This window comes from Mycobacterium sp. NPDC006124, assembly GCF_040614235.1.
Classification (GTDB): Bacteria; Actinomycetota; Actinomycetes; order Mycobacteriales; family Mycobacteriaceae; genus Mycobacterium.
In genome coordinates this window covers 22,969-37,184 of sequence record NZ_JBEXUA010000012.1, presented here as the reverse complement: position 1 = coordinate 37,184, position 14,216 = coordinate 22,969, and the positions used below count along the sequence as shown (strand labels likewise).

The 14,216-nt window shown below is 68.3% G+C and carries 13 protein-coding genes and 1 pseudogene; 6 read left to right on the top strand and 8 right to left on the bottom strand.

Annotation, left to right across the window (positions count from 1 at the left end; translation table 11 throughout):
* Window position 1: 1 nt before the first annotated feature.
* The 3 genes from ABZ195_RS21765 to ABZ195_RS21755 all read right to left on the bottom strand — a co-directional run bounded on the left by ABZ195_RS21765 (window position 2) and on the right by ABZ195_RS21755 (window position 2,714).
* Window positions 2-625, bottom strand: coding sequence for a helix-turn-helix domain-containing protein (locus tag ABZ195_RS21765; RefSeq protein WP_355221431.1), 624 nt, complete (start codon window positions 623-625; stop codon window positions 2-4).
* 67 nt (window positions 626-692) lie between these two features.
* Window positions 693-2,117: a PE-PPE domain-containing protein gene (locus ABZ195_RS21760; RefSeq protein ID WP_355221429.1), complete on the bottom strand. Its 1,425-nt coding sequence runs from the start codon at window positions 2,115-2,117 to the stop codon at window positions 693-695.
* A gap of 129 nt (window positions 2,118-2,246) precedes the next feature.
* On the bottom strand, window positions 2,247-2,714 hold the full coding sequence (locus ABZ195_RS21755; protein WP_355221428.1) for a GNAT family N-acetyltransferase: 468 nt from the start codon (window positions 2,712-2,714) through the stop codon (window positions 2,247-2,249).
* Window positions 2,715-2,732: 18 nt separating this feature from the next.
* On the opposite strand from ABZ195_RS21755, the gene ABZ195_RS21750 reads away from it, so the two are divergent.
* Window positions 2,733-3,008 (top strand): hypothetical protein, encoded by a 276-nt coding sequence (locus ABZ195_RS21750; protein WP_355221426.1) that lies wholly within the window; start codon window positions 2,733-2,735, stop codon window positions 3,006-3,008.
* 21 nt (window positions 3,009-3,029) lie between these two features.
* Here the strand turns inward: ABZ195_RS21750 and ABZ195_RS21745 are convergent, their stop codons facing one another.
* Window positions 3,030-3,533 carry a lipoprotein LpqH gene (locus ABZ195_RS21745; RefSeq protein ID WP_355221424.1) on the bottom strand — a complete coding sequence of 168 codons (504 nt, stop codon included), beginning with the start codon at window positions 3,531-3,533 and terminating at the stop codon, window positions 3,030-3,032.
* A 144-nt stretch (window positions 3,534-3,677) separates the two neighbouring features.
* Here ABZ195_RS21745 and ABZ195_RS21740 point away from each other — a divergent pair, with 144 nt between their 5' ends.
* The 4 genes from ABZ195_RS21740 (at window position 3,678) to ABZ195_RS21725 (ending at window position 8,426) form a co-directional block, all read left to right on the top strand.
* A complete protein-coding gene (locus ABZ195_RS21740) occupies window positions 3,678-4,580 on the top strand; it encodes a haloalkane dehalogenase (protein ID WP_355221422.1) in 903 nt (300 codons plus the stop codon).
* A 36-nt stretch (window positions 4,581-4,616) separates the two neighbouring features.
* A complete protein-coding gene (gene tgt, locus ABZ195_RS21735; protein ID WP_355221421.1) occupies window positions 4,617-5,855 on the top strand; it encodes a tRNA guanosine(34) transglycosylase Tgt in 1,239 nt (412 codons plus the stop codon).
* The gene (locus ABZ195_RS21730) at window positions 5,852-7,069 is read left to right on the top strand and encodes a cytochrome P450 (protein WP_355221419.1); all 1,218 of its coding nucleotides are present in this window, start codon (window positions 5,852-5,854) and stop codon (window positions 7,067-7,069) included. Before tgt ends, ABZ195_RS21730 begins: the two co-directional genes overlap by 4 nt.
* Before the next feature lie 70 nt (window positions 7,070-7,139).
* Window positions 7,140-8,426 (top strand): acetyl-CoA hydrolase/transferase C-terminal domain-containing protein, encoded by a 1,287-nt coding sequence (locus tag ABZ195_RS21725; RefSeq protein WP_355221417.1) that lies wholly within the window; start codon window positions 7,140-7,142, stop codon window positions 8,424-8,426.
* Here the strand turns inward: ABZ195_RS21725 and ABZ195_RS21720 are convergent.
* Window positions 8,423-9,793 carry an FAD-dependent oxidoreductase gene (locus ABZ195_RS21720; protein WP_355221415.1) on the bottom strand — a complete coding sequence of 457 codons (1,371 nt, stop codon included), beginning with the start codon at window positions 9,791-9,793 and terminating at the stop codon, window positions 8,423-8,425. The genes ABZ195_RS21725 and ABZ195_RS21720 overlap by 4 nt on opposite strands.
* A 37-nt stretch (window positions 9,794-9,830) precedes the next feature.
* On the opposite strand from ABZ195_RS21720, the gene hpnE reads away from it, so the two are divergent.
* The gene (gene hpnE / locus ABZ195_RS21715; RefSeq protein WP_355221413.1) at window positions 9,831-11,210 is read left to right on the top strand and encodes a hydroxysqualene dehydroxylase HpnE; all 1,380 of its coding nucleotides are present in this window, start codon (window positions 9,831-9,833) and stop codon (window positions 11,208-11,210) included.
* Here the strand turns inward: hpnE and ABZ195_RS21710 are convergent.
* The 3 genes and pseudogenes from ABZ195_RS21710 to ABZ195_RS21700 all read right to left on the bottom strand — a co-directional run.
* The gene (locus ABZ195_RS21710) at window positions 11,197-11,988 is read right to left on the bottom strand and encodes an amino acid ABC transporter ATP-binding protein (RefSeq protein WP_355221411.1); all 792 of its coding nucleotides are present in this window, start codon (window positions 11,986-11,988) and stop codon (window positions 11,197-11,199) included. The genes hpnE and ABZ195_RS21710 overlap by 14 nt on opposite strands.
* The gene (locus tag ABZ195_RS21705; protein ID WP_355221667.1) at window positions 11,985-13,451 is read right to left on the bottom strand and encodes an ABC transporter permease subunit; all 1,467 of its coding nucleotides are present in this window, start codon (window positions 13,449-13,451) and stop codon (window positions 11,985-11,987) included. Before ABZ195_RS21705 ends, ABZ195_RS21710 begins: the two co-directional genes overlap by 4 nt.
* A pseudogene (locus ABZ195_RS21700) lies at window positions 13,434-14,168 on the bottom strand (transporter substrate-binding domain-containing protein); the annotation flags it as partial. The pseudogene ABZ195_RS21700 and the gene ABZ195_RS21705, both read right to left, overlap by 18 nt.
* Between the last annotated feature and the right edge of the window lie 48 nt (window positions 14,169-14,216).

Sequence of the window (14,216 nt, the reverse complement as noted above, 5' to 3'; positions counted from 1 at the left end):
TTCACTCCTCGGTGGTGGGGGCGGGCGGGGCGTCGGCGAGTACGGCTCGCACGGCCGACGTGAGTTGGGCGCGTGCCCACGGGTCTTCGATCCTATTGCGGGACAGCAGGATTGCGGTTGGCAGGTCGACGATGCACAGTGTGATGGCGTCCACGGCCGTCGCGTCTCGGCGATTCCACAGCAGGGTGGACAGTCGCGTCATCTGCGCTATCAGTGCCCGTTGCAGCTCGTCCAGTTCGGCCGCCACGTCCTCGGGCAGGTCGTCGTCGAGCAGCTGATGGCGCTCGACCCGCAGGAGCAAACGCGCGGACCGGGGCTGCCGGGCGAAGAACGCGGCGGGAGCGTCCGCCGCCGCCACGACCGCCGATGCCGGGTCGGTCTCGTCGGCGGCCAGCGCCGCCTCGACCAGTTCGGTCTGGACGTCGAGGAAGGCGCGTGCGGCGCGCAGCCAGGTGTGGGCCAGCAGCTCTGCTCTGGACCGAAAGGCATGGTAGATCGCACCATTCGAGGTGCCGGCGGAGGCGGCGACCGCGCGAGTCGTGACACCCGCCGGGCCGACCTCGACGGCCAGCGCCTCGGCGGCGTCCAGGACCGTGTCGCGGTCATGGGTGCGAGGCCGGGGCATTGCGCCAACGTAACAGAGCGATCGCTCTGCTATTCGACCTGGTCCAGATCGCGCCTGCGTCGGCCCGTCAGGCCGCTGGCGACTCGGTCGTGCCCGTCGCGCTGTCTGCGGTCGTCGAGCCGGCGGGAGACACTCCGGTGGTCGCCGAGTCCCCGCCAGCGGTGGCGGGAGTCGTGGATTCAGGCGTCGCCGCCGCTTCGGTGGCGGTGCCGCCGACGCTTGGTGCGGCGGTAGTGGTCGGTCGACTGATGTTGCCTCCGGCGATCAGTGTCGGGTGGGTGATGCGAGCGCGGATCTCCCGCGTGACGTTCTCGACGGGGCCGGCGATCGAGGACGTCTGTTGCCCCACCGGCTCGGTGGAGGCCTTCGACGAGGTCTCCTGGGGCCCGGTCGACTCGTGCAGTCCGGGTTCGGCGACCGCGGCCGTGCTGATCGACGGCGTGGGCGCGCCGGTGTGCGTCGGTGCATTCGAGACGGCGTCCACCGCTCCTTGTCGCACCGCGCCGGGGACGGCTGCGGCGGCGGCCAGAATCTTGGCTGGCGGAGTGATCAACGAAAAGGGTGTCGGAGTCATCGGATTGGCGTTGACGCGGTCGGTGTACCCCATGTCCACGGCCACGCGGAGAAGCGGTTCGACGGCGCTGAGCACCGGTTCGGTCAGCGGCGTCACCATGAACAGCGACGCGATCTGTCGAAGGGGTGCCAGCAGCGGGAGATGAGGGTTGTACACCAGGACGTAGGTGTCGCTGCCCCCGGCGCCATTGGGCTTGGTCGTGGTGAACTTCCCCTGGCCCTCGGTCAAGTCGCCCAGCTTGATGCCGTCGTAATACTGATCCGGATGGGCGTACACCATCCCGAGCACCGCGTTGGCCAAGGACACCGGATTGAAGTAGGCGGGAAAGTCGGCGAATCCGTCGTACTCGTTCGTGACGTAAGTCGAGTCGTAGACCGTCGGCTGGGCAGGGCCGAAGGGCGGTAGCAGGCCGGGAACGGCGAGGCCGGGAAAGCGGGCGAAGATTCCGCCGTTGGGCAGATACGGCGAGGCAATGAAGACGAAGTCGAGGTCGTCGCGGGAGGGCGGCGGGTTCGTCGCCGTCGAGGACGAATTGGCGAGGTCGCGCTTCACCTGTTCCGCGACGAGCGTCCCCTCCGAGTAGGACACGACCCGCGTCCGTCCGTCGGCGGCGCCGACCGCCGTTGCCAACCTGGGAACGCCGACGTCGATGCTGCTTTGAAACAGGAGGTTGGCGGGGTACTGGATCGGAACGTAGTTCGACCGGTCGACGCCGATCGCGAAGTCGCCAGCCAGCTTGTTCTGCAAACGGGTGCTGGTCGGGTCATCCCGTCCGCCGACGCCGATCACCGTCGCCGCGAGCGCGACGTCGGGTGGGCCCGAGGTGTCGGTCGTCTGACCCAAGACCAGAGCGGTCGACAGTCCGGTCGCCGCAGCTCCGGCGAGCACCGCCCTGCGAGCTCGACGCTTCTTCGGCATCCGATGTCTGGCCAACGGTCAGCCCCCCGTTCATGTGTGCTGCAGATCCCTTGCGGATCGCAGACTACAAGACGAAAGATCAGTTCGGGGGTGGTGTTCGCGGAATCGTCTCCGATTGGCAGATGTTAGCTATCGAGCCTTGGGGTCGACGGTCTTGGCGAAGAACACCCGGCGATAGCCGTCCTGCACGCCGCGACCCGTCTCGCGGAATCCCCGACGCGGGTAGTAGTCGAGGTTCTCGGTCATCGCGGCGTTGGTGCACAACCTGATCTCGGGCAGGCCCCGCTCCCTGGCGTCGTCGTCGGCACGCCGCAGCAGCAGCCGTCCGAGCCCCTCGCCTTGGGCGGCGGGTGCCACCGCGACGACGTCGAGCAGAAGGTGGTCTGGTCGAGCCTCGGTGACGAGGACGCCGGCGATCTCGCCGTCGAGGTCGACCACCCAGACGCGCGACGTGTCGAGCAGTGCCGCGTAGTCGGCGACCATGGGCGCGGGAGGTCTGCCGATTCGCCCGACGTACTTGCCGAACGACTCGGTGACCAGTCGTCGGATGCCGTCGATGTCGTCGACGGTCGCGCGCCTGACGCCAGGGTGACTCATCCGGAGCACACTATCGGGATGGGCATCCGTTTCGTCCGCCGCTGCGACGGCCTCACCCACGAGTTCCGGCGCGTTCGGGCGACGACGGACGGCGAGCTCGTCTATCGACGGGTGGACATGGAGCTGTTCTGCCGCCGGCTGCCCGAATTCGGTTGGTGCGTGGTCGATTCGGAGGGTACGGTCTCGAGTCGGCCGTTCGACGCAGCCGGTGTCGGCGCGCTTCCGCCGGCCGGGGCCTGGGTCAGTCGCAAGGGTGACCGGTCCTACGTCTACGACCTGGTTCCTGATCGGTGACGGCGGCGCCCGCGGGCCTGCCTAGGGGCAGGTGAACTCCAGGGTGAACGGCTTCTTGGCGGGCTGCATCGGGTTGGACATGTCGATGCCGAAGGCGTTGCCGGTGATCGTGTAGGTGTTGCCGTTCTTGGTCGCCGTGGCGTCACCCTGACCGGCGCCCACCGCGAGGGTGATGCCGTCGACGTTGCCCAGTCCCACGGACGTCACCGTCGGCGGGTCGGATTGGCTGATGACGGCGGCGATCCCGGTCATGGCCTCGCCGATGGCGACGTTCACGTTGCCGCCCATGTTGGCGCACACGACCTTGCCGCCGACGTCCTTGGGCTGACCGTCGATGGTGACCTTGGTGGCGGCGCTGGCCTCGGCCGTGGTCGAGGCGGCACTCGAACTACTCGACGAACTGGAACTGGAACTCGAGCTCGAACTCGACGACGCCGTCGACGACTTGTCGGCCGACGAACAGCCCGACAGACCGGCGACGACGATGGCGGCGCCCCCTACGGCAATCAGCACGTTTCGCTTCACGTCAGTTCTCCTCGCGGTCGGTGCGATCCATCAAGATCAACGGATCGTCCCACGAAGTATGGGGTCAGACGCCGCGACGGACAGGGAATTGTCGGAATTGCCCGCCGGCGCCGTCGGGTGAGCGGTGCGCGTAGGTTCGCGAAGATGAAGTCGCAACGCACCCCCGAGGACCGCTTCGCCGACCTGCCGGACTTCCCGTACCCGCCGCGATACCGCGACGTCGACGACACCGACGGCGGGCGCCTCCGCGTGTCGTGGGTGGAGGACGGTCCGGCCGATGCCGACCCCGTGCTGCTGTTGCATGGCGAACCGTCCTGGTCCTACCTCTACCGCCGGATGATCCCGATTCTGGTGGCGGCCGGGCACCGCGTCGTCTGCCCCGACCTGGTGGGATTCGGCCGCTCCGACAAGCCCACCGAGATCGCCGACCACACCTACGCTCGCCACGTCGAGTGGATGCGCGCGCTGCTGTTCGACGAACTCGACCTGACGCGCGTCACCGTCGTCGGACAGGACTGGGGTGGCCTGATCGGGCTGCGCTTGGCCGCCGAGAACCCGGAACGCATCGCGCGCATCGTCGTCGCCAACACCGGACTGCCCACCGGGGATCTGCCGATGCCCGAGATCTGGTGGCAGTTCCGAAAGGCGATCCAGGAGATGCCCCAGATCGAGGTCGGCCGGTTCGTACAGTCGGGCTGCCTGCGTCCCATGACCGACACGGTCCGCGCGGCCTACGACGCACCGTTTCCCGACGATTCGTACTGCGCCGGCCCACGGGCGATGCCCGGGCTGGTGCCCACGTCACCGGACGACCCGGCCAGCGCAGCCAACCTCGCAGCGTGGCAGACGTTGTGCGACAGCCCCACTCCGATGCTGGTGGCCTTCAGCGACGGAGACCCGATCACCGGAGCGATGGGTCCGATCTTCATCAGCGAGATGCGGGGCGCCCAGGGCGTCGAGCACCCGGTGATCCACGGCGCCGGACACTTCCTCCAGGAGGACGCCGGCGAAGAGCTCGCCGAGGCGATCGTGCGCTTCCTGGCCTGAGGGCACGGACGGCTCGCGATGTGAGAACGTACAGCGGTGAGCACCCCGCCGTACTTCGAGGTCAAGGACCGACTGCCGGGAACATCGGGCCGGGTCGGGGTCATCCACACCCCGCACGGAGACGTCCACACGCCGGCCTTCATCGCGGTCGGCACGGCGGCGACGGTCAAGGCCGTGCTACCCGAGACGATGAAGGACCTTGGCGCCCAAGCGGTTCTGGCCAACGCCTACCACCTCTACCTGCAACCAGGACCCGACGTCGTCGACGAGGCGGGCGGCCTGGGCGCCTTCATGAACTGGCCGGGGCCGACGTTCACCGACAGTGGGGGCTTTCAGGTGCTGTCGCTGGGCGTCGGCTTCAAGAAGGTGCTCTCGATGGACGCCGGCCGTGTGCAGGCCGACGACGTCATCGCCGAGGGCAAGGAGCGCCTGGCGCACGTCGACGACGACGGCGTGACGTTCCGGTCCCATAAGGACGGCTCGATTCATCGTTTCACCCCGGAAGTGTCGATCGGCATCCAGCACCAACTCGGCGCCGACATCATCTTCGCGTTCGACGAGTTGACCACGCTCATGAATACCCGCGGCTACCAGGAGAGTTCGGTACAACGCACGCACGACTGGGCGGTGCGCTGCCTCGTCGAGCACCGCCGGCTCGGGATCGAGCGCGCGCACAAGCCGCCCCAGGCGCTGTTCGGTGTCGTGCAGGGCGCACAGTACGAGGACCTGCGTCGCCAAGCGGCCAGGGGACTCGCCGAGATCGTCGACGAGGACGGTCGGGGCTTCGACGGTTACGGCATCGGCGGGGCGCTGGAGAAGCAGAATCTCGCGACCATCGTCGGTTGGGTCACCGACGAGTTGCCCGACGACAAGCCACGTCACCTGTTGGGCATCAGCGAACCCGACGACCTATTCGCGGCGGTCGCCGCGGGTGCGGACACGTTCGACTGCGTGTCCCCCTCGCGGGTGGCGCGCAACGCGGCGGTCTACTCGGCGACCGGCCGCTTCAACATCACCGGCGCGCGCTACAAGCGCGACTTCACGCCCATCGACGCCGAATGCGACTGCTACACCTGCGCGCACTACACCCGGGCCTACGTTCACCACTTGTTCAAGGCCAAGGAGATGCTGTCGTCGACGTTGTGCACCATCCACAACGAACGGTTCGTCGTCCGCCTGGTGGACCAGATCAGGGCCGCCATCACCGCCGGTGAATTCGACGAGCTCCGCGACCACGTCCTGGGCCGCTACTACTCGCGCACAATGGACCGATGACGACCACTGCGGAGCCTCGGGGGCTGCTGATGCAGTTGCTCGACCCGATCACCCGTGCCGACCCCTATCAGGTGTACCGGCGGATCCTCGACCACGGCCCGATCCTGCTGCCCGAGAGCAATCTGGTGGTCTTCTCCTCGTTCCAAGACTGCGGGGACGTGCTGCGGCACCCGTCGTCGGCCAGTGACCGGCTCAAGTCCACGGTCGCCCAGCGCGAGATCGCCAAGGGTGCCCAGCCTCGACCGTTCGGCCAGCCCGGGTTCCTCTTCCTCGACCCGCCCGACCACACCCGGCTACGCCGGCTCGCGCAGCAGGCGTTCGCCCCCAAACGCGTCAAGGCGCTGGAGGCCGACGTGGTGGAGATGGTCGACGGTCTGCTCGACCGGGTGAGTGGTGATCTGGATGCCATCGCCGACCTCGCCTACCCGCTGCCGGTCGCCGTGATCTGCCGCATGCTCGGCGTTCCGATCGCCGACGAGCCTCGGTTCAGCCGGGCCTCGGCGCTGCTCGCGCAGGGCCTGGACCCGTTCATCACCTTCACCGGCGAGCTTCCGGAGAACTTCGCCGAGCGCATGGAGGCCGGCCATTGGCTGCGCGCCTACATCGCGGACCTCGTCGAGGAACGTCGGTCCGCGCCGCGCGAGGATCTGATCTCGGCGTTGATCGCGGCCGAGGAGGACGGCGACCAGCTGACGAGCGAGGAGATCGTCGCGACGTGCAACCTGCTGCTGATCGCCGGTCACGAGACGACGGTGAATTTGATCGCCAACGCGATCCTGGCCATGCAGCGCGAGCCACGGCACTGGGCTGCGCTGGCCGAGGATCCGGAGCGCGCCGCCACGATCGTCGAGGAGACGCTGCGGTACGACCCGCCCGTCCAGCTCGCCGGCCGGACGGCGGCGGAGGACATGACCGTCGGAACCATCACGGTACCCAAGGGGGACACGATGATGCTGCTGCTGGCCGCCGCGCAGCATGACCCGTCGGCATTCTCCCAGCCAGACGTCTTCGATCCCGACCGAGACGACCTGCGGCACTTGGCCTTCGGCCACGGCGTGCACTTCTGCCTCGGTGCGCCCCTGGCCCGGCTGGAGGCACGGGTGGCGTTGTCGGCCGTGACGAGGCGGTTCCCGCATGCCACCCTCGCCGGCGAGCCGGTCTACAAACCCAACGTCACGCTGCGCGGCATGGCGTCGCTGCCGCTGGCCACCTAGCGATTCGTGGAGCATTGGCGGCGCTCACCGCCGCTAATGCTCCACGAGTCACGGGGGATAGGGTCGCGCCATGCCCACCGAGCTCACCGCCGAGCAGGCCGCCGCACGACTCGACGCCGCTGACACCCTGGGAATCCCGCTCGGCCCCGGCCAGCCGCCGGCGTTCCTGCGGGCGCTGGGCGACCGTGACGACTGGACCGACCTGCGCGTCTACGGCGCGTTGCTCACCGTGCTGACCGAACTGTTCAACCGCCCGGGCGTGCACTACCTGTCGGGCTTCTTCGGCCCGCTGGAGCGAGCGTTGCTCGGCGGTGGCGCCGACATCCAGTTCACGCCAGCGGACTTCCGGCGCTTCGGGCCGTTGCTCGAACGGCAGGCGCCGCGCGTGATGACGACCGTGACGGCGCCGCCGGACGCCGACGGCTGGTGCTCGCTGTCGTTGCACGCCGGTGGCACTATCGACGAGTTGCGAAGGGCGGGAGCCGATCCCGGCCGGCTGCTGATCGTCGAGGCGTCAGAGTCCTATCCGAGGACCTTCGGGCGCGGCGAACACCGCCATGCCCTGCACGTCGACGAGATCGACGTGCTGATCCACTCGACCGACGAGCCCTTCGCGCTGTCTGAGGGCGAGCCCACCGACGTCGACGACGCGATCGCGCGCCACGCCGTCGGCTTCATTGCGTCCGGCGCGACGCTGCAGGTGGGCATCGGCTCGATTCCGAACCAGATCGCCACCTTGTTGGCCGAGGGCGACGGCCGGAACTACGGATTGCACACCGAGATGTTCACCGACGGGTGCATGAAGCTGCACCGCGCTGGAAAGGTCGGCAACGTCCGCAAGGGGCAGTACGAGGGGGTGAGTGTGACGACGTTCGCCTTCGGTTCGCCAGAGCTCTACGGGTGGCTCGACGACAACACCGACGTCGCCTTCCTGCCGGTCGACATCGTCAACTCACCGGAAGTCATCGCCGCCAACGCCGACATGGTCTCGGTCAACGGCGCGCTGGCCGTCGATGCCCGGGGGCAGGTGGTGGCAGACACCCTCGACGGCAAGCAGTTCAGCGGTATCGGCGGTGCCGAGGACTTCGTCGCCGGTGCTGGCCTCGAGCTGTCGGACCGCTCGCTGATCTGCCTGCCGTCGACCTACACGAAGGACGGTGAGCTGCGGTCGCGGGTCGTGCCCCAATTTGGTCCCGGTGCGGTGATCACCACCCCGCGACACCAGGTCGACGTGATCGTCACCGAATACGGCGTCGCCGAACTGGAGGGCCGTACCGTCCGCGAGCGCGCCGAGGCACTGGCGGCGATTGCTCATCCAAAGTTCCGTGACGAGATGCTGGCGGCCGCGCGCCGCTAGGAGAGGGAGTCGACGACCGCCAGCGCCGCGCGCTCGCCGGCCTCGACGGCGCCCTCCATGTACGCGCTCCAATGGGTGGCCGTGTCGGTCGACGCCCAGTGGATCACGCCGATCGGTTCGGCCAGCGCGTGGCCGTAGGTGGTCCACACGTGCGGACCGTGGTTGGCGTTGTAGCAGCCGCGGGTCCACTGCCGATCCGACCACTCCCCGTCGACGTAGAACTCGGGTGTCGAGGCCTTGGCGCCGAAGTGGCGCACCAGTTCCGCGGTCAGCGCAGTGCGTCGCTCGTCGGCGGGAAGCCGCCCGAAGGTGCGCGCCTGATCGCCCTCCAGAAACAACAGGATCACCCCGTGGTCGTCACCGGGAATGCAGGTGTCGTTCGACATGCGTGCCGGGCCTACGTCGGAGATGATTTGTCCGTTGAATCCGTCAGTGCGCCAGAAGGGTTCGTCGTAGACGAAGAACGCCTTCATCGCCGAGCCGTTGGGTAGCCTCTGCGTCAACTGGTCACGCACCCCGGACAGCGGCGGCTCGTAGAGGATGCGGCCGGCCAAGGTCGGCGAGATGGCGACGATCACGCGGCGGCCGCGCGCCACCAGCCCGCCCCGGCAGTGCACCGTGACGCTGTCCTGCGTGTGCTCGATGGTCTGCACCGGCGCCTGGAGCACGATGTGGTCGGTGATCAGGGCGGCCAGCCGGCGGGGGATCTCGCTGGTGCCGCCGACGAAGCGGGTGGTCTGCGCGCCACCCTCGGATTCGGCGAAGAGTTCGGCCGTCACGCCGCAGGTCTGAATCGTGAACAGCAGGTGCAGGAACGACACCTCGACGGTGGGCACTGCCAGGATCCCGACGGTGCAGATCTCCAGCAGGGTGCGCGCGACGGGCGAGAGACCCTGTGCGTCGTACCAGGTGCCCGCGCTGATGACGTCCCACTCGTCGGCCCGCGGCGCCAACCACGGCGCCTCGACGGGCACATCGGCGGCCAGCTCGTCTAGACGTCGCAACACTCGCTCCAGCTCGGCCAGCTCGCCGGCGAAGCGGGCGTGGAAGTCGTTCTGCCGCAGCACTCCCGAGCCGCCGAGGTCATATGAGGTTTCACCCTCGTCGTACTGCGGGAAGGTCTCGACGCCGAGCTCCGCGGCCAGCCGGAACATCCGGTCGTGGGTGTCGCCGATCCACTGGGCCCCGAGTTCGACGCTCACCCCCGGCAGCACGTCCTCGGTGAGGATGCGCCCGCCGACCCGGTCGTCGGCCTCCAAGACCACGGGCACGAGTCCCGCGGCCAGCACCGTGCGGGCGGCGATCAGTCCCGAGAGCCCGGCGCCGATGATGACGACGTCGGCATCGACGAGTACTGGTGGTGACATCCGAACAGCTTCGCAGAGCGCGGCGTACGTTGGCCAGATGGGCGAAGACCGGCGGCGCTACGTCGTCATCGGTGGCGGTCTCGCCGGCTTGGCGTCGGCGGTCTGGCTGGCCGAGGCGGGCGTGGACGTCACCCTTCTCGAGCGGCGCGGACGGCTCGGTGGCCGGACGCACGCGATGCGGGCCGAACCAGTCGACGATCTGCCCGACAACGGCCAGCACGTCATCGCCAGCGGCTACGAGCACCTCTTCCGCTACCTCGCCAGTGTGGGCACCCGCGATCACGTCGTCTTCCCGAAGCGCTCCACGCTGCGTTGGCCGGACGGGCGTAAGAAGGTCGTGCAGACGACGGGCCTCGGCGCGGTGCGCACGCTGTTCGGCGTGCACCCCGACGCGACCGTCGCCGACCGCCTGCGGGCCGCCCGGGCCACGCTGCGGCTGGGGTGGCAGGCCCTGCACCCGCCCGCCGACCTCGCCGATCTCAGCACCGATCAGTGGTTCGACCGCGTCGGCATGCCCGCCCCGGCGCGAGAAGCGTTGTGGGACTGGCTCGCTCTGGGCATCGCGGCCGAACCGGTGACGCGTGGCTCGGCCGCGGTGTTCGCGAAGGTGATGGCCACCGGCTTCCGGATGGGAGTGCGGCATCGGACACCGGTCACCATCGGCTATCCCACCGTCGATCTCGACACCCTCTTCGTCACGGGCGCGCTCCGGGTCTTCGGACGCCACGGCGTCGACGTCCGGTACCGGGCGGTGGCGCGGCGGATCGAGATCGCCGACGGCCAGGTGACGGGGGTGCTGCTCGCCGACGGCACCGTGGTACCCGCCGACGGCGTGGTCTGCGCCGTGCCCAACTCGAACATCGGAGGCCTACTCGACGAACTGCCCGAACACGACGAGATCTATTCTGCGGCTGACAAACTGGGATACACGCCGATCGTCAGCACCAATCTGTATCTGGACCGCCCGCTGGGCACGGAGTCGGCGTTCGAGGGCCTGATCGGCGGAACCGGCGTGATCGACGAGGTGTTCGACCGGCAGATCATGCACGACCGCGGCACCGCCCACGGGTGGCTCTACTGCCTGACCACCAGCGGGGCCTACGAGCAAATCCAGAAGTCGGGCGACGACATCGTGGCAGAACAGGTGGCGCTGCTGCGGCGCTACTACCCGGCCGCCGGGGACGCGACTGTCCTCGAGGCGCAGGTGGTCAAGATGCCCAGGGCGACGTTCTCCCAAGTGGTGGGCCTGGATTCGCTGCGGCCATCGCAACGCACGTCGGTGCCGTCCCTGGTGCTGGCGGGTGACTGGACCGACACCGACTGGTCGGCGACCATGGAGAGCGCGGCCCAAAGTGCCTCTCGCGCAGTCGATCTGCTGCTCGAGCACGGCCGTGGCAAAGGCGCTAGAGCGGGTTGAGAATGCGGTCGAGGAACTGGCGGGTGCGGTCTTCCCTCGGATTGCCGATGACCTCGTCGGGGGTGCCCTGCTCCAAGATGATGCCCTGATCGGTGAACAGCACCTGGTTGGACACCTGACGGGCGAACTGGATCTCGTGGGTGACGATCACCAGCGTCCACCCCTCCACGGCGAGATCCTTGATCACCGAAAGCACCTCGCCGACCAGTTCGGGATCGAGCGCGGAGGTGGGCTCGTCGAACAACACCAGCTTGGGCTTGAGGGCCAGCGCGCGGGCGATGCCGACGCGCTGCTGCTGACCGCCCGAGAGCTGAAACGGGTACTGGTCCCGTTTCTCGGCCAGCCCGACCTGATCGAGCAGGTCGACCGCCTCGGCGACGGCCTCTTCCTTGGGCCGCTTCTGCACGATGACGGGCCCCTCGATGACGTTCTGCAGCACCGTCTTGTGGGGAAAGAGGTTGTGGCTCTGGAAGACGAAGCCGCTACGCGACTGGAACCTTCGTATCTCGGGCTTCGGGGTCGGGGTGGAGAAGTCGATCTCCACGTCGTCGACGCGGATCACCCCGGCGTCGGCCCGGTCGAGCGCGTTCAGGGTGCGCAGCAGCGTCGTCTTGCCCGATCCCGACGGGCCGATGATCGCCGTGGCGGTACCGCGTTCGACCGTGAACGAGACGCCCTTGAGCACCTTGTTCTCCCCGAACGCCTTCTCCACTCCCTCGGCGACGACGCGGTAGTCGGTCGCGGCGTCGTCGGTGTCACTGCCAGTGGGGTCGCTCATCGCGCCACGTACCTCTCCAATCGGTGTTCCAGCCGGCCCTGCCCGAACGACAACACCAGGCAGATCACCCAGTAGTACGCCGCCGCCGTGCCGTAGAGGGCGAAGAACTCGAACGTCGGCGCCGCGACGATCTGCGCCTGCCGCAGCAGTTCGGTGACCAGGATCGTCGAGGCCAGCGACGTGTCCTTGACCAGGGAGATCAACGTGTTCGACAGCGGCGGCACCGCCACCCGCGCCGCCTGCGGCAAGATGATGCGCTTCAACGCGCCGACGTAGTTGAAGCCGATCGTCTCGGCCGCCTCCCACTGGCCCTTCGGGATGCTCAGGATCGCCGAGCGGATGATCTCGGCCCCATACCCGCCGACGTTGAGGCTGAACGCGATCACCGCCGCGGGGAACGGATCGATGCGCACCCCGAGTTGTGGCAGGGCGTAGAAGACGATGAACAGCTGAACCAGCAGGGGCGTGCCGCGGATGATCGAGATGTAGAACCGGGCGACGTTGGTCAGGACGACGTTGGGCGACAGTCGGGCCAGCGCCACTGCCAAGGCGATGACGAGGCCGAGGGCGAAGCTGATGATGGTCAGCGGGATCGTCGCGGTGATGGCGGCCTTGGCCAGCGGCCACAGGTTGTCGAGGATCAACTGCCACGCCGACCGCGCCTGCGGTGCCTCTTGGGCGCTGCCCGGTGGGCCGGCCTGAGTGCCCTGCGGGGCGCCCGTCGCGTCGGCCTTGAGGTACTTCTGCGAGATGTCGGTCAGCTTGCCGTCGGAGCGCAGCTCGTCGAGGGCACCGTTGAGCTCGGGCAGGTACCCGCTGTCCTTGCGGGCGGCGAAGCCCTGTTCACTCTTCTCTCCGACGTTGCCGGCGATCTTCACCGACTTGTCGCCGGTCTCGGCGAGATAGGCGTAGACGGCGATGCTGTCGTTGACGACGGCGTCGACGCGGCCTTGGTTGAGCAGGGTGATGGCTTGGCTGAAGCCCTCGACGGACTCGACGTTGGCGCCGGCCTTGCGGGCGACGTCGGACCAGTTGCTGGTGGCGTTCTCCGCGGCGGTCTTGCCCTTGAGGTCGGCGAGGGTCTTGATCGAGTCGTCGCCGGCCCGGGTGACGATGACGCCCTCACCCACCGAATACGGTTGCGAGAGGTCGTACTTCGCTTGTCGTTCCGGGTTGATGGTGACCTCGTTGGCCACGATGTCGAAGCGGTTGGCCTCCAGCGCGGCGAAGATGGAATCCCACGGTGTCTCGACGAATTCCACTCGCACGCCGAGCTTCTCGCCAACGGCCTTGGCCACGTCGACGTCGTAGCCGACGAGTTGCCCGGTCGCCGGATCGTGATAGCTGAACGGTGCGTACACGCCCTCGGTGCCGACGCGCAGCACCCCCGCGGCGCGAATCGGGGTGGACGGCGGCGTGCCGGTCGCGTCGGTCTTGAGGTATTTCTGCGAGATCGCCGCCAGGGTCCCGTCACCCCTCAGCTCGCCGAGGGCCTTGTCGAGTTCGGGAAGCATGCCGCTGTCCTTGCGCGCGGCGAACGCCTGCTCGCTCTTCTCTCCGACCTTGCCCGAAATCTTGACCGACTTGTCGCCGGTCTCGGCGAGATAGGCGTAGACGGCGATGCTGTCGTTGACGACGGCGTCGACGCGGCCTTGGTTCAGCAGGGTGATGGCCTGGCTGAAGCCCTCGACGGACTCGACGTTGGCGCCGGCCTTGCGGGCGACGTCGGACCAGTTGCTGGTGGCGTTCTCCGCGGCGGTCTTGCCCTTGAGGTCGGCGAGGGTCTTGATCGAGTCGTCACCGGCCCGGGTGACGATGACGCCCTCACCGACGGTGTAGGGCTGGGACAGGTCGTACTTGGCTTGGCGTTCGGGATTGACGGTCACCTGGTTGGCCACCACGTCGAAGCGGTCGGCCTCCAACGCCGCGAACATCGAGTCCCATGGCGTCTCGACGAATTCGACCTTCACGCCCAGCTTCTGGCCGACGGCCTTGGCGACGTCGACGTCGTAGCCGACGAGTTGCCCGGTGGCCGGGTCGTGATAGCTGAAGGGCGAGTAGACGCCCTCGGTGCCCACCCGCAGCACCCCGGAGGACTTGATCGGGTCGGCGGTCTTGTCGGACGACCCGCAGGCGGCCGAGCCGAGGATGACCGCGGCGACGACGAGGACGGCGAGCATCGCCCGCCGGAAGTATCCGAACACCGGCGGAAGTTACCAACCCGACGC